This is a genomic window from Streptomyces sp. NPDC002776 (assembly GCF_053592195.1).
Map to the genome: position 1 here is coordinate 732,543 of NZ_JBSFVG010000001.1, position 16,479 is coordinate 749,021.

Genomic DNA, 16,479 nt, shown 5'->3' on the forward strand with positions numbered 1-16,479 from the left:
GCCCCGTCCGGCATCGCTGTCGGCCGAGGTCGGCGGTGTGGGACGGCCGGGGCGGAGGAAGGACTCCTCCGCCCCGGCCGTCGACGTTCGGGCGCTCAGCGGCCGTTCAGGCCTTCGGGGCCACCTTGCTCAGGCCGTTGATGATGCGGTCCATCGCGTCGCCGCCCGTCGGGTCGGTGAGGTTGGCGAGCATCTTCAGGGTGAACTTCATCAGCAGCGGGTGTGTCAGGCCGCGCTGGGCGGCGATCTTCATGACCTTCGGGTTGCCGATGAGCTTCACGAAGGCGCGGCCCAGCGTGTAGTAGCCGCCGTAGGTGTCCTTGAGCACGCGCGGGTAGCGCTGGAGGGCCATCTCGCGGCCCGCGGGGGTCTGGCGGGCGTGGGCCTGGACGATGACGTCGGCGGCGATCTGGCCGGACTCCATGGCGTAGGCGATGCCTTCGCCGTTGAAAGGGTTCACCAGGCCGCCGGCGTCGCCGACCAGCAGCAGGCCCTTGGTGTAGTGGGGCTGGCGGTTGAAGGCCATCGGGAGCGCGGCGCCGCGGATCGGGCCGGTCATGTGCTCCGGGGTGTAGCCCCACTCCTCCGGCATCGACGCGCACCAGGCCTTCAGCACCTCGCGCCAGTCCAGCTCCTTGAAGGAGTCGGAGGTGTTGAGCACGCCCAGGCCGACGTTGGAGGTGCCGTCGCCCATGCCGAAGATCCAGCCGTAGCCGGGCAGCAGCCGGTCCTCGCCCGGGCCGCGCCGGTCCCACAGTTCGAGCCAGGACTCCAGGTAGTCGTCGTCGTGGCGCGGGGACTCGAAGTACGTCCGGACCGCGACGCCCATCGGGCGGTCCTCGCGGCGGTGCAGGCCCATCGCCAGGGACAGGCGGGTGGAGTTGCCGTCGGCGGCGACCACGAGCGGCGCGTGGAAGGCGACCTCGTGCTTCTCCTCGCCGAGCTTGGCGTGCACGCCGGTGATCCGGCCGGTGCGGTCGTCGACGATCGGGGCGCCGACGTTGCAGCGCTCGTACAGCCGGGCGCCGGCCTTCTGGGCCTGGCGGGCGAGCTGCTCGTCGAAGTCGTCGCGCTTGCGGACCAGTCCGTAGTCGGGGAAGGAGGCGAGTTCGGGCCAGTCGAGCTGGAGCCGGACACCACCGCCGATGATCCTGAGGCCCTGGTTGCGCAGCCAGCCGGCCTCCTCGGAGATGTCGATGCCCATCGCCACGAGTTGCTTGACCGCGCGCGGGGTCAGGCCGTCACCGCAGACCTTCTCCCGCGGGAACTCGGTCTTCTCCAGCAGCAGCACATCGAGTCCGGCCTTGGCCAGGTGGTACGCGGTCGTGGAGCCGGCTGGCCCCGCGCCCACGACGATCACATCAGCGGTGTTGTCGGAGAGGAGGGGCTCGGTCACGGCGGGATCTCCCCAAGTTCGAAATCTGCGTGCCGACCGGCACAGGACACGGGCAGTCTATTCAGCAGCAGCGATCACCCGGCTGAAGGGTTGCCCCCCGTGAACCGAGCTCTCCCCGCAGTACGGCTGCGCGTCCCCACCGACGAGGACGCGGTCGTCTGGCACCGGCTCTTCGACGACCCGGACGTCATGGAGTTCCACGGCGGCAGGTCCGCCGGACTGTCGGTGTACGAGGAGCTCACCGCCCGCCAGCGGCGGCACGACGCCGAGCGCGGGTTCTGTCTGTGGTCCGTGCTGGACGAGTCCGACCGGGTCATCGGCTTCACCGGCGCCCAGCCCTGGGAGCGCGAGTGGGGGCCCACGGGCGAGATCGAGATCGGCTGGCGGCTGGCGCGGGAGCACTGGGGCAAGGGGTACGTCACCTCGGCCGCGCGGCTGACGCTGGAGCGGGTGCGGACGGCGGGCGTGCCGAGCGTGGTGGCGATGGTGGACGCCCGCAACGAGCGCTCGATCGCGGTGACCCGGCGGCTGGGCATGCGGCTCGCCGAGGTGTTCCGCACGCCGACGAGCGATCGGCAGGGGCACTGCTACCGCTTGGACCTGACAAGCGGAGCGGCTTGACGCAGTTGCGTTACTCAGAGTAACTGACTGTCACAGAAAGACACTTAACGCTTCCGGGTGGTACCCGGCGGGGGTTACTCTGCCGGTACCGCAGGGGGTGACGTCTGTGTACATACCGCCCAGGACAACCGAAGTGCGCGTACCGCGCCTCGTCGGTCTGATGGCCGTGGACGCGCGCAGGTCGGCCGAGGCACGCGGCGTGCTGATCGCCTCCCCCGACCGCCCCGACCTCCGGCTCGCCGTCGTGGACTACGTCGTACGGCAGTACCCGGCGCCCGGCGTCGAGGTGCCGCGCGGGGCCGTGGTCACCGTCTGGTTCGAGTTCGCCGAGGGCGAGGGCGGCGGAGGTTCCGGGGTGCGCGAGCCGAGAGCGCCGCGTCCGCCGGGCGGTGGGACGCAGCGGGAGCTGGACGAGCCGACCGGTCACTCCTACGCCCCGGCGTCCGGGTTCGCCTGAGCGACGGCGTGCCGGCTCGCCTCGAAGCCCCGGCCCGGCGTCTCAGCTCTCCTTGAAGCCCCGGTGCAGGGCGACGACCCCGCCGGTCAGGTTCCGCCAGGCCACCTTCGACCAGCCGGCCTTCCGCAGCCGCTCGGCGAGGGCGGGCTGGTCGGGCCAGGCGCGGATGGACTCCGCGAGGTACACGTACGCCTCGGGGTTGGAGGAGACCGCGCGGGCGACCGGCGGCAGGGCGCGCATCAGGTACTCGGTGTAGACGGTCCGGAAGGGCGCCCAGGTCGGGTGCGAGAACTCGCAGATGACGACCCGGCCGCCGGGCCTGGTCACCCGGTACATCTCGCGCAGGGCGGCGTCGAAGTCCTGGACGTTGCGCAGGCCGAAGGAGATCGTGACGGCGTCGAAGGCGTCGTCCTTGAAGGGCAGCCTCGTCGCGTCGCCCGCCGTCAGCGGCAGCCAGGGGTGCTTGCGCTTGCCGACCTGGAGCATGCCGAGCGAGAAGTCGCAGGGGACGACATAGGCACCGGTGCGGGCGAAGGGCAGGGAGGAGGTCGCCGTACCGGCGGCCAGGTCCAGGACCTTCTGCGCGGGGCGGGCGTCGACCGCTCTGGCGACCTCCTTGCGCCACACCCGGTCCTGGCCGAGCGAGAGCACGTCGTTCGTCAGGTCGTACCGTTCCGCGACGTCGTCGAACATCGAGGCGACTTCGTGCGGCTGCTTGTTCAGGGAAGCGCGGGTCACGCGCCCATTCTTGCAGCACCCCGTCCCGGCAGAAGCCTCGGCCGCTGCTTCGCCGCCACGTCCTCCACCCACCCGCACAGCAGGACCAACCCCGCGATCAGCACCCAGCCGACGCCGAACAGGAACCACTGGCTCTCCAGCGGCAGATACGCCGCGAAGGCGGGCACCTCCCAGAACCGGTCGATCAGCGGGACGGCGAGGATCAGGGCGATCTCGTGCCAGAGGTAGATCGTCACGGCACGCGCGTTGAAGACCGTCACCAGCCGGTCCAGCTGGCGGAACCGGGCCAGCCCCGCGAAGTCGATGCGGAACCGCGCCTTGGCCCACATCAGCAGCGTCACGAACCCCGCCGACCAGACGGCCTGCGCGAGCGGGATCTCGTCCAGGTCGTAGGTGCCGTACGCGCCCTGGTGGGCGAAGGCGTACCAGCCGCCGTAGCCGAGCGCGGCGAGCGACAGCAGGACCACCGCCGCCGGTCTCGTCCGCTGGAGCACGCCGTCGCGGTGCGCGAAGCCGAGGATCCAGCAGAAGAGGTACGTCGACAGGTCCCACAGGGCGCTGCCGAGCCGGTCGTCCGGGGGTGTCCAGAGGAAGTGCAGCACCAGGACCGGGGCGAGCGAGGCCGGCAGGACGGCCAGGGGCGCGAGCCGGAACAGCCTCAGCAGCAGGGGAGACAGGAGCACGAGCCAGAGGTAGGTCCGCAGGTACCAGAGGATCTCGTACGCCTGGACGCCCCACGCGCTGCCGGGCGGGTCGCCGAGCGGGAGGACCCAGTAGACGATCGCCGGGCCCGGCATCCAGCCGTGGATCAGCATGGCGAGGACCACGAAGAAGGCCCAGAACCAGAAGGGCGGCAGGAGACGACGCAGACGTCCGCGCACCACCTTCGGCGCGGACCGCTCCAGGGACTTGGCCATCAGGGTGCCGGCCAGGCCGAACATGACGCCCATGGAGGGGAAGACGAGTCCGGCCAAGGCCCAGCCGAAGGTGTGGTAGGTCACGACCCGGATCAGGGCGACCGCGCGGAGGGTGTCGAAGTAGCGGTCACGAACGGGGTGGGCCGCTACGGCGGTGACCGTCCCCCCGCGCCGGTGCGCGCCCACTCAGCCCGCCCCCGCCGGTGTCCCGACCTCACCGGTGCGCTTCAGCTTCTGCCAGCGCAGCCGGCCGCCGGTCAGGGCCGTGATGCAGGAGTGGATCAGGACGAGGTACATCATCTGCCGGTAGGCCAGCTGCTGGAGCGGCATCATCAGCAGATAGCGGTACTTCTCGCGGTCGAGGCGGAAGGCGTACGCCGCGCACACCAGCTGGACGGCCAGCACCGCGAGCCAGGCCAGCAGGGCCGCCCCGAAGTCGATGAAGATCATCGAGTAGGCGGTGAAGACGTCGATCAGCGGGGCGAAGACCGGCGTGACGATCTGGAAGACGACCACGAGCGGCATGCCGACCCGCCCGAAGCGGCCCGAAGGCCCCTTGTCGGTCAGGGACTTGCGGTGCTTCCACAGCGCCTGCATGGTGCCGTACGACCACCGGTAGCGCTGCGACCACAGCTGCCTGAGCGAGCCCGGCGCCTCGGTCCACGCGCGCGCGTGCTCCTGATAGACGACCCGCCACCCCGCGCGGTGCATGGCGATGGTGATGTCGGTGTCCTCGGCGAGGGTGTCCTCGCTCATCCCGCCGACCTCCAGCACCGCTTCCCGGCGGAACGCGCCGATCGCGCCCGGGATGGTGGGCATGCAGCGCAGCAGGTCGTACATGCGCCGGTCGAGGTTGAAGCCCATCACGTACTCGATGTGCTGCCAGGCGCCGATGACGGTGTCGCGGTTGCCGACCTTGGCGTTGCCCGCGACGGCGCCGACCTCCGGGTCGGCGAAGGGCTGCACGAGCTGCCGTACGGTGTCCGGCTCGAAGACGGTGTCGCCGTCCATCATCACGACGATGTCGTGACTGGCGCTGCGGACGCCGTTGTTCAGCGCGGCGGGCTTGCCCGCGTTCTCCTGGCGGACGACGCGGACATTGCGCATGCCCAGTGAGTCGGCCACGGCCCGGGCGATCTCGGAGGTGCCGTCGGTGGAGCCGTCGTCGACGACGATGATCTCGATCGGATGGGTGCTCCTCGCCAGCGATTCAAGGGTGTTGGCGATGCACTCCTTCTCGTTGTACGCCGGGACGATCACGCTGACCGGCGCGGTGACCGGCGGACCCCAGCTGAACCGGCGTCTGTTGCGCTGCCGGTAGTGGCGGCGGGCGAGGAGCAGCATCATCCCGAACCGGCCCAGCACCGCCACCCCGACGACCATCAGGCCGACCGAGAGCGCCGGTACCGTCCACTCGGCGACGGCGACGGCGGCGACGAGGGCCTTGCCCTCGTACAGGGTGGCGCCGGTGGCCTCGCGGTGGGCGGCCTGGAGGCCGGAGCCGCCGGGAGCGGCAGCGGGTCCCTGTTCCTGCATGACCCCGCTGATCGTGGTGAAGGTGTATCCCTTCGCCCGCATCTTCTCGATGTAGCGGGGCAGCGCCTTGATCGTCTGGGACCGCTCGCCGCCGGCGTCGTGGAAGAGCACGGACGCGCCCTGATCCTCCGCCGGAGTGGCCCACTTGACGATCTTCGAGACACCCGGCCGCTTCCAGTCGTCGCTGTCGGTGTCGATGAAGACGCTGGTGTAACCGTCCTCGCCGAGCGCCTGGTACACGGGCCAGCTGTAGTTGTCGATGGCGTCCGTCTCCGAGGAGTACGGCGCCCGGAACAGCGTGGTCGTGATGCCGGCCGCGCCCGCGAGGGCGAGCTGGGTCTGGGTCATCTCCCGGGTGACCCGGGCGTCGCTCTGGTACGACAGGTCGACGTGGGTGAAGGTGTGGATGCCGACTTCGTTGCCCTGGTCGACCAGGTCCTTCACGATGCCCGGGTAGCGGGAGACCATCGAGCCCACCACGAAGAAGGTGGCCGGGACGTCGTACTCCTCCAGGATCTCCAGGACCTGGGGCGTCCAGGTGGGGTTCGGGCCGTCGTCGAAGGTGAGGGCGATGGTCTTGTCCGGGACCGAGACCGTGCCGGCCCGGCCGCCCCGGAAGGTGAGGATCGGGCCGCCGTCGAGGATGTCGTCGGGCACGTCGCTGGAGCTGGCCCCGCTGCGCACGCGCTGGTCGCCGCCGACCTCGGCGCGCAGGTAGCCGTCCAGCAGCATGACGCTGGTCAGCGCGAGCAGGAGCAGCAGGGCGAGGATGACACGCGGTTTCTGCAGCGCCGCGGCCTTGCCGGCCACCCGTTTCATCCGGGTGGGGGCGCGCCGACGGCCGCGTGAGGGTGGCGTCGTAGTCATGGAGTGGCTGCGGTCCAGGGTCAGTTGGCGGAGTCCGCCACGGCGGAGGTGGACGCGGAGGCGGCGGAGGTGGACGCGGGAGCGGCGGAGGTGGACGCGGAAGCGGTGGGCGCGGGTGTGCCGGCCGGCGGGGCCGACGGGGCGCCGCTGGGCGGGACCTGGCCTCCCATGCCGCCCTGCGGCTGCTCGCCCGGGACACCGCCCGGCCCGGCGCCCTGGGCACTGGTGCCGAACGGCAGCAGCTCGGCCGGGGTGATCGAGGTGCCGATGCCCATGAAGGCCATCCCCAGGACGACCGCGTACCCGACGCAGCCCACGCCCACGACGATGCCGATACGGCGCAGCATCCGCGACCGGCGTCCGGAGTTGTCAACGAACACGGGCCCTTCGACGGACCCGTTGCCGCGTTTGCGGCGGCGACCGCGGATCGCGGCGCGGCTTTCGATGGCAGGCTCGGAATGCATTCCCCGGACAGTAGGGAAGCTTTATGTGTCCGAGGCGCCGGTATTCATGTGAGACGCCCATGAAAAACTCCCTGAGCTGTCCGTTCGCTGAGAGTTCGGCCGCTGCGGCTGACTTCCGGGGGCGATGTGGGACATTCGGTGGATGCGGAGATTTCTGAAGGCGACGGCCGGACTCACCCTGATGTTTGCCCTGGCAACGAGTGGATGCTCGGCGGAATCCGGAAGCACGGCAAGCACCGAGAGCACCACGCCCTACGCCCCCTACGTCAGCGCCCTCACCGCCTCCGCCACCGACACGGCCGGCTCCCCGGCGACGTACAACCTGGCCTTCGTGATCGCGGACGGCAGTGACTGCACGCCGAGTTGGAGCGGGGTGTACGACGTGGACGCCGCCCGGGTGGCGTCCCGGGTCGCCGAGCTGAAGGAGTCCGGTGCCACGGTCCGGGTCTCCTTCGGCGGCGCCTCCGGGGACGAGCTCGCCCAGCACTGCGACAGCGCCGAGGCGCTGGCGAAGGCGTACGGCGACGCACTCGACGCGGCCGGCTCCACCCAGGCCGACTTCGACATCGAGGGCGACGAACTGACCGACTCCGACTCGGTGGACCTGCGCGCGGAGGCGATAGCCCTGCTCCAGCGGGAGCGCACCGGTCTCACGGTCTCCTTCACGCTCCCGGTGATGCCGGCCGGCCTCGACGACGCCGGCGTCGCCCTCCTCCGCTCGGCCAACGACCACGCCGTCCAGGTCTCCACCGTCAACCTCATGACGATGAACTACGGCGAGTCCTACGGCGGTGACATGGGCGACTACGCCCTCACCGCGGCGAAGGCGGCGCACGCCCAGCTCCGGGACGTCTTCGGCACGTCCTCCGCCGCCGCCTGGCGGGGCATGGCGCTGACCTCGATGATCGGCGTGAACGATGTCGACGGCGAGACCTTCACGCTCCAGGACGCGGCGCAGGTACGGCGGTTCGCGGAGCGGAAGGAGATCGCCTGGGTGTCGATGTGGTCGACGCTTCGGGACCAGGAGTGTGCGGAGGGGGCGGACTCACTGACCAAGTGCAGTGGGGTGAAGCAGAGTTCAGGCGCGTTCGGGGAGGCGTTCGCCGGCTGAGGGGTCAGCGCCGCCGGTACACCAGCCGGCCGCCGAGCACCGTGGCCACGCAGGTCCGCGCCCCCTCGGCGAGCAGTGCCGCCTCGTCCGGCACGTCGAAGACCGCGAGATCGGCCGCGCCGCCGACGGTGAGCGGGCCGTGGACGGTATCAGGGAGGCCGGAGCCCTCGGCGAAGGGATCCAGGTCCGGCCCGTCCCACACCGGCGGGGCCGAGCGCCACGGCTCGGGCACCTCGCGCAGTCCCGCGCGCACCACGGACTGCCGTACGGCGTGCGGGAAGGGGCCGCCGAGGTGGGTCGTCCCGTGCGCGAGCATCCGCTGCAGCCCGCGGCGGACGCTGCCCGCCATCCGGCCCGCGTCCGGGGCGAGTTCGTCGAGGGCGGCACCCGTGACGGGCTCGGTGCCGAGTTCGTCCGCCTCGCGGGGGTCGGGGTGGTAGACCCGGGTCAGCAGCCACCGCCCGTGCCACTGCCGCAGCCCCGGGGTCAGCACTCCCGGCCAGCGGCGGGTGCGCGCGCTCCCGAAGGACGCGGCCAGCTCGTCGTACGGCCCGATGGCCGCGACGCGGTCGCCGTCGACGACGACCGCCCCGTCGGGCACCGGCGCGGCGCCGACCGGCAGGACGAGCGGCGCCGCGTGGATCGTCAGCACGGCGGGCCTAGTTGGAGGCCAGCAGCTTCAGCTCGGGGTGCGCCGTACCGCCCTCGATCGCCGTGGACGAGATGTGCGACATGACCCTCTCGTCGACGGGGTCGTCCGCCGGGTCGTCGTGCACGACGATGTGCTCGTACGTCGTCGTCCGCTGGGCGGGAACCCGCCCCGCCTTGCGGATCAGGTCGATGATCTCCAGCCGGTTGGAGCGGTGCTTGGCACCCGCGCTGGAGACGACGTTCTCCTCCAGCATGATCGAGCCGAGGTCGTCCGCGCCGTAGTGCAGGGAGAGTTGGCCGATCTCCTTGCCGGTGGTGAGCCAGGAGCCCTGGATGTGGGCGATGTTGTCCATGAAGAGCCGGGCGATGGCGATCATTCGCAGGTACTCGAAGAGCGTGGCCTGGGTGCGGCCCTTCAGGTGGTTGTTCTCGGGCTGGTAGGTGTACGGGATGAAGGCGCGGAAGCCGCCCGTGCGGTCCTGTACGTCGCGGATCATCCGCAGGTGCTCGATGCGCTCGGCGTTGGTCTCGCCGGTGCCCATCAGCATGGTGGAGGTGGACTCGACGCCCAGCCCGTGGGCGATCTCCATGATCTCCAGCCAGCGCTCGCCGGACTCCTTCAGCGGCGCGATGGCCTTGCGGGGGCGGGCGGGCAGCAGCTCGGCGCCGGCACCGGCGAAGGAGTCGAGGCCGGCGGCGTGGATCCGCCGGATCGCCTCCTCCACGGACACCTGGGAGATGCGGGCCATGTGCTCGACCTCGGAGGCGCCCAGCGAGTGGATGACCAGCTGGGGGAATTCCTTCTTGATGGCGGCGAAGTGGTGCTCGTAGTACTCGACGCCGAAGTCCGGGTGGTGGCCGCCCTGGAACATGATCTGGGTGCCGCCGAGCTCGACGGTCTCCGCGCACCGGCGCAGGATGTCGTCGAGGTCGCGGGTCCAGCCCTTGGCCGTGTCCTTGGGGGCGGCGTAGAAGGCGCAGAACTTGCACGCCGTCACGCAGACGTTCGTGTAGTTGATGTTGCGCTCGATGATGTACGTCGCGATGTGCTCGGTGCCCGCGTACCTGCGGCGGCGCACGGCGTCGGCGGCGGCGCCGAGCGCGTGCAGCGGGGCGTCGCGGTAGAGGTCGAGCGCCTCCTCGGGCGTGATGCGCCCGCCCGCGGCGGCACGGTCGAGGACGGACTGAAGGTCGGCCTTCTCGGTCACCGGCGGCGTCCCTTTCGTCAAGGGTTGTGGACGGACTGATCCAGCGTACGCCAGGCCTAATCGGCGTCCGACGTCAGGCTGCGTAGGCCCCGGCCAGCAGGCCCAGAAAAGCCCCGGTGATCAGGAACGGGCCGAACGGGATCGCCGTCTTGCGCCCCGCCCGCCGGGCGACGACGAGGGCGCCGCCGTACAGCGCCCCGAGCAGGAAGCCGGCGAAGGTGCCGAGCATGAGCGTGGACCAGCCGTACCAGCCGAGGACCGCGCCCATGCCGAGGGCGAGCTTGACGTCGCCGAAGCCCATGCCGGAGGGGTTGATGAGGAAGAGGACGAGGTAGCCGCCGCCGAGGGCGAGGGCGCCGTAGAGAGAGGTGAGCCACTCCCCCGTGTGCTCGGGGACGAATGCGGCCACGCCGAGCAGGGCGAGGGCGGCCGCCGCGAACGGCAGGGTCAGCGGGTCCGGCAGCCGCTGCACCCGGAAGTCGACGACCGCGAGCAGCACGCCGAGGGGGGCGAGCAGCAGCCATACGCCCAGCTCGGGGCGGGTGCCGGTGGCCGCGGCGAGGGCGGCGCAGACGAGGGCGGTGGCCAGGGAGAGGGGGGCGGCGCCGGGACCGTAGGACCGTGCGCAGGTCGTGCAGTGCGCGCGCCCGAGCCAGCCGCGTACCGGATGTCCGTCCGGGCAGCCGTCCCGCCAGGGCTCCCCGGCCGGGGCCGAGAAGCGGTACACGGCCCGGGGCAGGAACGCGCCCGCCGCCGCACCCCACAGGGCGGCGGCGATCACCTCGGTCATCCCGCGGCGACGGCGCCGGAGCGCCAGGCCGGCAGCAGCTCGTCGAGCAGCGCCTCCGTGCGCGGCGGCAGCCCGCGCGCCCCGCTGCGGGTGATCAGGTCGGCGGCCAGGGCCTGGAGGCGGGCGGTGTCGCCGGTGGCGTGGGTGGCGCGCAGCAGCTCGTGCCACAGGCGCTCGTCGGCGGGCGCGGAGTTCAGGGCGGCGGTGAGTGCCTCGATGGCCTTCTCCGCGCGGTCCTTCTCCAGGTGGAACGCCGACAGCGCGAGCCCGATGTCCGCGACCAGCAGCGGGAGCTGGGCGTCGATGATCTCGTGGGTGAGCCAGCGGTAGCGGCCCTCGGGCCGGTCGGCGAGCAGCGGTCCGCGCACCAGCACGAGCGCGTCGGTGAGCAGCCGCCCCCGGACCTGTCGGCTGTTGACGCCCCGGCCCTGGGTGGCCTCGTGGTAGAGCGAGCGCAGCACGTCGAGGTCGGAGACGACGGACTTGGCGAGCGTGAGCCGCCCGGTGGCGTCGGTGCGCAGCCGGGGGCTGCCGTCCGGGTCGGTGCCGAGCCACGCGTGCAGCCGCTCCAGCAGCGCGTCGCGCACGTCCTCGGTGACTCCGCGCGGCCACAGCGCGGAGGACAGCACGCGCGGGTGCACGCCCTCGCGGTGCAGCAGCAGCAGCGCGAGCGCCTCGTGGAGCAGGGCGCTGCGCTCGCCGTCCGGGGTGTCGAGGCCGATGATCTCGTACGGGCCGACGAGCCGGGCGTAGACCGCGGGCCGTCCCTGCTCGCTGATGTCGACGAGGAACGGCGGCGTGTTGGCGGGGCCGCCCTCGGGGCCGTGGTCGGGGTCCGCCTGGACGAACAGCTCGACGACGGCCCGCTGTTGGGCGGCGGGCAGGAGCTGCGCCTCGAGTTCGAGGCCGAGCAGCGGGGCGAGCAGCTTGCCCTCGCCGGTGATCTCCATCTCCCAGGCGGCGCCCGGCAGATCGCCGGTCTCGGTGCCGACGAGGTAGCCGATGCCGAGCCGGCTTGCGTCGGAGGCGAGTTCGGCGAGCTTGACGGCGTCCTCGGCGGAGGGCTGCGCGGCGAGCAGGACGAGGTGCGGGGCCCAACGGGTGTGCTGGGCCGGCCCGGTACGGCCGGTGAGCACGGAGTCGTGTCCGGTGGCCCCCAGCGCGCCGCGGCGCTGCCGGGTCTCCGCCTCCATGGTCTCGATGAGGTCGTCGATGCCGTCGAGGTGGCGCAGCCGGTTGGGGGCGAGCGGGGTGAGGTCCTGGCCGAACCCGACGAGGGTGATGGTCATGCGGTCGGACCAGCCGTTGGTGGCCAACTCGGCGGCGACGGAGGCGAATACGGCGGCCCGGTCGGCCTCGCGTCCGCTCAGCGACACGATGCCCGGGACGGACTCCAGGTTCAGCAGCAGCCGGGAGTCGTCCATGGTGCCGAGGCTGACGAGGCCGGGGTAGGGCGCGGCGGTGTCCGCGTCCTCGTACCGTTCGGCGTCGCTGCGGGCCAGCATCCAGAAGGTCTGGTCCTGGCCGAGCTGCCAGGGCGCGGGGGGCTTCCCGGCGGGCTGGGCGAGCTGGAGATGCAGATCGCCGTTGCTGAGCCAGGCCGCGTAGACGGTGGGCAGGGCGCGGGACTCCGCCGCGAGGGACGCGGCGAGCCCGCGCAGGGAACGGTCCAGCAGTCGTACGCCTTCGGGGTCGGCGCCGACCAGGAGGGCGTCCTGGGCGTCGGCGGCGTCGCCGGTGGGCGTGGGCGGTTCCATGCCGCGCCGCCCGCCGACGGAACCGAGCGCCGACTGCCACATGGCCTGGCGGCGCCGGCGGCCGAGGGCGCCGAGGAGGCCGGCGGCGAGGAGGGGGGCGGTGAGGAGGGCTTCGGGGAGGCCGAAGGACGAGTCGGACTCCTGGGCCGGGGTGGCCTGGGGGGCCGGCTGCTGGTGCCCGGTGTGCCGGTCGGGGGCGGGGCGCTGCTCGGGGAGGGAGACGTGGGCGGCCCCCGCGCCGCCGCCCCCTTGGGCGTGGTCGCCGCCGGTCTTGGCGTAGTCGTGGATCTGCTGCTCGACTTCCGGCGAGACGTCGGGGGACTCGTCGGGCATCTCGACGAGTTCGCCGCCGCGGGCGTCGCCCGGCATCTCCATGATCCAGCCGGGCCGGATGAGGCTGGCCTCGGACAGCTTGCTGCCGTCGGGCTGCACCCGGTCCTTGTTGAGCTGGTAGATCTCCTTGTACCGGCGGCCGTCGCCGAGGTGCCGTTCGGCGATCTCCCACAGGGAGTCGTGGTGGCGGCCCTCGGGCGGCTGGATCCGGTAGTACTTCGTGTCGCCGTCCTTGGCGCTGCTGGGCGCTGCCGCCTCGGCGTGGGACGCCTGCTCGGCGAGGGCGGCGGCGGAGGCCGCGGCCTGCTCCTGCTGCTGGGCGAAGAGACCGCCGCCGGGCGCCTGCTGGGCGGCGGCGACGGTACCGCGCTGGTTGGTGTCCAGGCTCTGGCCGAGCTGGGAGAGCCCCGGCGTGAGGCTGGCGGCGGTGGCGCCGACGAGGAGCAGCGCGGCGACGAGCTGGCGGGCGAGCAACTGGCTGGGCCCGGCGCCGGGTACGCGCCCGGGGACGCCGACGCCCGACAGGGCGGCCTTCATCTCGACGATCACGCAGGCGGTGAACTGGGCCCAGGCGACCCAGACGAAGAAGGTGAGGATGTCGAGGAAGGTGCCGACGCTGAGCTCGTCGCTCAGCCACCTCTGCGGGGCCCAGGTACTGGGCAGCGGCCACCCCAACTGCGTCGCCAGCGCCCCGGGCACCCCGACGACCAGCACGAGCAGCGCGACGAACGCGAGGAACGCCTTGACGAAGTCCCCGACCGAACGCCGGTGCACCCGCACGGGCTGCGGGGTCCGGTTCCGCGGGGTGGTCGGGCTTCCCGTCGGGCTTCCCGTCGAGCTGGAGCGTCGCGGCATGGGAGGTGTCCTGGGGTGTGTGGTCGTGTGTGGCGAGGTGCGAGGTTCGGCGTGCGGGGTGAGGTGTGATGGGTGTGCTGAGCCTACAGAGATCTTATGGACTCGCCGCGGGGTCGTCGAAGGCCAGGTGGGCACGGGCGCCCGGGACCGGGTGACTCCTCACATTCCCCACACAATCGCCGACGGCAGGCTCAGGGGGCTCTCCGCTGGTGCCACACCTGCGGGTTCAGAGCGGCCGCGACGAATCCCTCCCCGACCGTGATCGTCAGGTCGGGGTGCGCCACCCTGCGGGCGACCCTCTCCCCGTCGAACTCGTTCAACTCGTCGAACTCGAACAGGGAAAAGTGGTCCGCTTCCAGGAGTCGATCCGCTTCGCCGATGACAGCGGCAACCCCAACCCCGCCGGTCACCGCACCGCACAGATCGTCCAGACAGTCCACCATCGCGTCCCAGTTCCTGCCGAAGTAGCCGGGGAACAGCAGAGCTTCGGCGAACGTGTCGTAGATCCCCTGCTCGGTCATCAGGTCACGGGAGTCGAGACGAAGGACACGGCCCCCGGCCTCCTCCAACTCCTGTAGCCGCCGGTGCACCTCGGCCGTCCCTCGGGCGACGAAGACGACGTCCCACCCACTGGCCTCGCTCATGAGCGACCTCACCCTCTATCGGATGCCCTCGACCAGCTTCTCCAGTGCCTCGTCCGCCGTTTCCGCCAGCAGCGTGACGCTGTCCATGCCGACGTATACCGCGCCGTTCGGAGCGATCCCCACATAGGTGTTGCGGCGATCGGCCGCCCCGATCGGGTAGAGGTCGACCCCGGCCTCCTCGCTGAGGACGTCGAAGATCTCGTCGTCCCATGCGGCCACGGACGGGTCGAAAGTGAACCCCATGCGGGCCATCGTCCTCCCAAGCCCTCGTTCACTGCTCTCCAGCCCGCCGAACTCGGTGAGAAAGGGCCGGGCCGCCTCGTGGATCTCGAAGCCGCCGTGCTCGCGGAGCGTGTTCTCCCACTCAGCCGTGCACACCGAGCGGCCCGGGTACCAGCCGGCTCCGCGGAGCACCCGGTCGGTCTCCGCGGACTATCGCTGCTCGTGCTGCTGCAGTTTCACGAGCGACGCCGCCGACGCAGGGCCTTCCAGGCGTCCTCGGCCGCGTCCGTGGCGGTCAGGCGCCAGGCGTCCAGCTTGTCCACCACGTTTGTCCGCATCTTCTGCCACTTGAACCACGGCGTGAGCTTGCGAAACGGCACAAATGTCAGCGTGTCCCTGATGGCGTTCTCGGCGAAACCGCCGCGGCCCTCGGCGCGCAGCACCTCGTACAGCTCCGGCGTCAGCTCATTGTTGAGCCGCGCCGCCGTACCCGCCGCCGTGAACGCGAAGCCTCGCTGATGCGGGTCCGTCAACCGCATCGCCCTGATGATCCGTGGTGAGGCCTCGGACAACGAGCAGTTGAAGGCCAATCCGATCACCGCCGAACCGAGCGGCCATTCACCCCGCTCGAAGGCGGCGTCGACCTCGGCGGGGTCATCGATACGCGACACACCTTCGCCGGTCTTCCAGTCCCATCCGCGCGTCACGGTGGGGCACCCCCCTTGTCGTACCGTCAGGCTGCTGCGAGCAGTTCCTCCAGCAGCTGGTCGTATGCCCGGAAGCCGGCCTTGCCGCTCTCCGGAGCGTCCGACTCAGGGCGGAGGATGGCCGGGAGATGAGCGACCCGCCACATCCTGAAGATGTCCGCCGGGGTGCTTCGGCCCGTGGCATCGGCCAAGTCGGAGGCGCCAGCCAGAATTTCGGCGATTTCGGGCGCCCCTCGTCCGGGTTCCGTCCCAGCGGCAATCGCGGCATTGATCAGGGCCTGCAGGAAGAGGGTGAGTTGCAGGTCCGCCGCCATACGGCACATCCGCCGCACCACCGGCGGCTCCTCAAGTCGCTCCAGCGGCTGCGGCACACCCGTGATGCCCCCTGACCAGAGCAGCAGGAAGGCCGCGGGCACGTCATGGTCGCGGAATCTGCCCAGCTCGTCGACGATCGCCATCGCGTCGTCACTGAACCGGCAGACGGACCGGATGCCCTCCAACAGACGCTCGACGTCGGACCGGTGACGCGCCAGATAGTCGCCCATGGAGACCTCGGTGAGCCGCCAGGTGCCGGTGGAGTTCACCGCACCGACTTCCACCACCCCGCCGAGCGGCCCGAACACCGCGCGTGCGATCAGGCCTTCCGCAACTGACGCCCTCAATGCCACTCATCGGGATTGAGCGCAGCCCCGACGAACCCGTCCTCCTTGGTGAGAGTGAGGTCCGGTTGGCCCACCCGGAGTGCAATCCTCTCGGAATCGAAATCACGGAACCGAAAAACGAAGTGCTCGGCGACGGCCGGCCGGTCCTGAGGGAATCCGTCCAGGTCCACCGCCGAATTCGCGCGATCGGCTCCCTGACAGAGGACCGATACGAACAGGGGGAAATGCTCCGTATCCAGCAGCCGGTCCGCTTCGTCGACGACGACGGCGATTCCCACTCCCCGAGTCACCGCGCCGCACAGGTCGTCCAGGCAGTCCACCATCGCGTCCCAGTTCCTGCCGAAGTAGCCGGGAAACTGCAGAGCTTGGGCGAATGCGCCGTAGATTCCCTGTTCCGTCATCAGCTCGCGGGAGTCGAGGTGGTAGACCTGTCCGCCTTTCGACTCCAGGCCCGACAGCTGCCGTGGCACTTCGACGTCCGTTTCGGGAACGAAGACGACCCAGGGCTCCGAAGTCCCTGTGATGTCGAAACCAGTCATTTCT

Annotated in this window: 16 protein-coding genes and 1 pseudogene; 3 read left to right on the forward strand and 14 right to left on the reverse strand. The window is 71.2% G+C overall.

What is annotated here, in order from left to right:
* Positions 1-106: 106 nt before the first annotated feature.
* The gene (locus ACWD11_RS03450; RefSeq protein WP_389415492.1) at positions 107-1,396 is read right to left on the reverse strand and encodes a geranylgeranyl reductase family protein; all 1,290 of its coding nucleotides are present in this window, start codon (positions 1,394-1,396) and stop codon (positions 107-109) included.
* 99 nt (positions 1,397-1,495) lie between these two features.
* Here ACWD11_RS03450 and ACWD11_RS03455 point away from each other — a divergent pair, with 99 nt between their 5' ends.
* Together ACWD11_RS03455 and ACWD11_RS03460 are read left to right on the forward strand one after the other, a co-directional pair.
* A complete protein-coding gene (locus ACWD11_RS03455) occupies positions 1,496-2,017 on the forward strand; it encodes a GNAT family N-acetyltransferase (RefSeq protein WP_451280988.1) in 522 nt (173 codons plus the stop codon).
* Between the two features lie 133 nt (positions 2,018-2,150).
* A complete protein-coding gene (locus tag ACWD11_RS03460; protein WP_389415494.1) occupies positions 2,151-2,474 on the forward strand; it encodes a PASTA domain-containing protein in 324 nt (107 codons plus the stop codon).
* Between the two features lie 42 nt (positions 2,475-2,516).
* Here the strand turns inward: ACWD11_RS03460 and ACWD11_RS03465 are convergent, their stop codons facing one another.
* The 4 genes from ACWD11_RS03465 to ACWD11_RS03480 are packed head-to-tail and all read right to left on the reverse strand — an operon-like array spanning position 2,517 to position 6,996.
* Positions 2,517-3,212 (reverse strand): demethylmenaquinone methyltransferase, encoded by a 696-nt coding sequence (locus ACWD11_RS03465; RefSeq protein ID WP_389415495.1) that lies wholly within the window; start codon positions 3,210-3,212, stop codon positions 2,517-2,519.
* Positions 3,209-4,315: an acyltransferase family protein gene (locus ACWD11_RS03470; protein WP_451280990.1), complete on the reverse strand. Its 1,107-nt coding sequence runs from the start codon at positions 4,313-4,315 to the stop codon at positions 3,209-3,211. The genes ACWD11_RS03465 and ACWD11_RS03470 overlap by 4 nt, the downstream gene beginning before the upstream one ends.
* Positions 4,316-6,532, reverse strand: coding sequence for a bifunctional polysaccharide deacetylase/glycosyltransferase family 2 protein (locus tag ACWD11_RS03475; RefSeq protein ID WP_451280992.1), 2,217 nt, complete (start codon positions 6,530-6,532; stop codon positions 4,316-4,318).
* A gap of 20 nt (positions 6,533-6,552) precedes the next feature.
* Complete coding sequence (locus tag ACWD11_RS03480) at positions 6,553-6,996, reverse strand: hypothetical protein (protein WP_451280994.1); 444 nt, start codon at positions 6,994-6,996, stop codon at positions 6,553-6,555.
* 142 nt (positions 6,997-7,138) lie between these two features.
* On the opposite strand from ACWD11_RS03480, the gene ACWD11_RS03485 reads away from it, so the two are divergent.
* On the forward strand, positions 7,139-8,107 hold the full coding sequence (locus tag ACWD11_RS03485; RefSeq protein ID WP_389415499.1) for a chitinase: 969 nt from the start codon (positions 7,139-7,141) through the stop codon (positions 8,105-8,107).
* A 4-nt stretch (positions 8,108-8,111) separates the two neighbouring features.
* Here the strand turns inward: ACWD11_RS03485 and ACWD11_RS03490 are convergent, their stop codons facing one another.
* The 9 genes and pseudogenes from ACWD11_RS03490 to ACWD11_RS03530 form a co-directional block, all read right to left on the reverse strand.
* Positions 8,112-8,759 (reverse strand): imidazolonepropionase-like domain-containing protein, encoded by a 648-nt coding sequence (locus tag ACWD11_RS03490; protein WP_451280996.1) that lies wholly within the window; start codon positions 8,757-8,759, stop codon positions 8,112-8,114.
* A gap of 7 nt (positions 8,760-8,766) precedes the next feature.
* Positions 8,767-9,966 carry a cyclic dehypoxanthinyl futalosine synthase gene (gene mqnC, locus ACWD11_RS03495; RefSeq protein ID WP_451115218.1) on the reverse strand — a complete coding sequence of 400 codons (1,200 nt, stop codon included), beginning with the start codon at positions 9,964-9,966 and terminating at the stop codon, positions 8,767-8,769.
* 73 nt (positions 9,967-10,039) lie between these two features.
* Positions 10,040-10,756 carry a prepilin peptidase gene (locus ACWD11_RS03500; RefSeq protein WP_389415502.1) on the reverse strand — a complete coding sequence of 239 codons (717 nt, stop codon included), beginning with the start codon at positions 10,754-10,756 and terminating at the stop codon, positions 10,040-10,042.
* Positions 10,753-13,701 carry a BTAD domain-containing putative transcriptional regulator gene (locus tag ACWD11_RS03505; protein ID WP_451280999.1) on the reverse strand — a complete coding sequence of 983 codons (2,949 nt, stop codon included), beginning with the start codon at positions 13,699-13,701 and terminating at the stop codon, positions 10,753-10,755. The genes ACWD11_RS03500 and ACWD11_RS03505 overlap by 4 nt, the downstream gene beginning before the upstream one ends.
* 191 nt (positions 13,702-13,892) lie before the next feature.
* A complete protein-coding gene (locus tag ACWD11_RS03510) occupies positions 13,893-14,345 on the reverse strand; it encodes a barstar family protein (RefSeq protein WP_451281001.1) in 453 nt (150 codons plus the stop codon).
* Between the two features lie 15 nt (positions 14,346-14,360).
* A pseudogene (locus ACWD11_RS03515) lies at positions 14,361-14,762 on the reverse strand (SUKH-3 domain-containing protein); the annotation flags it as partial.
* Between the two features lie 41 nt (positions 14,763-14,803).
* On the reverse strand, positions 14,804-15,274 hold the full coding sequence (locus ACWD11_RS03520) for a hypothetical protein (protein ID WP_389415506.1): 471 nt from the start codon (positions 15,272-15,274) through the stop codon (positions 14,804-14,806).
* A gap of 26 nt (positions 15,275-15,300) precedes the next feature.
* A complete protein-coding gene (locus ACWD11_RS03525; protein ID WP_451281003.1) occupies positions 15,301-15,942 on the reverse strand; it encodes a hypothetical protein in 642 nt (213 codons plus the stop codon).
* Entirely contained in the window at positions 15,933-16,475 is a 543-nt protein-coding gene (locus ACWD11_RS03530) for a barstar family protein (RefSeq protein ID WP_389415508.1), read from the reverse strand. The genes ACWD11_RS03525 and ACWD11_RS03530 overlap by 10 nt, the downstream gene beginning before the upstream one ends.
* Positions 16,476-16,479 lie beyond the last annotated feature (4 nt).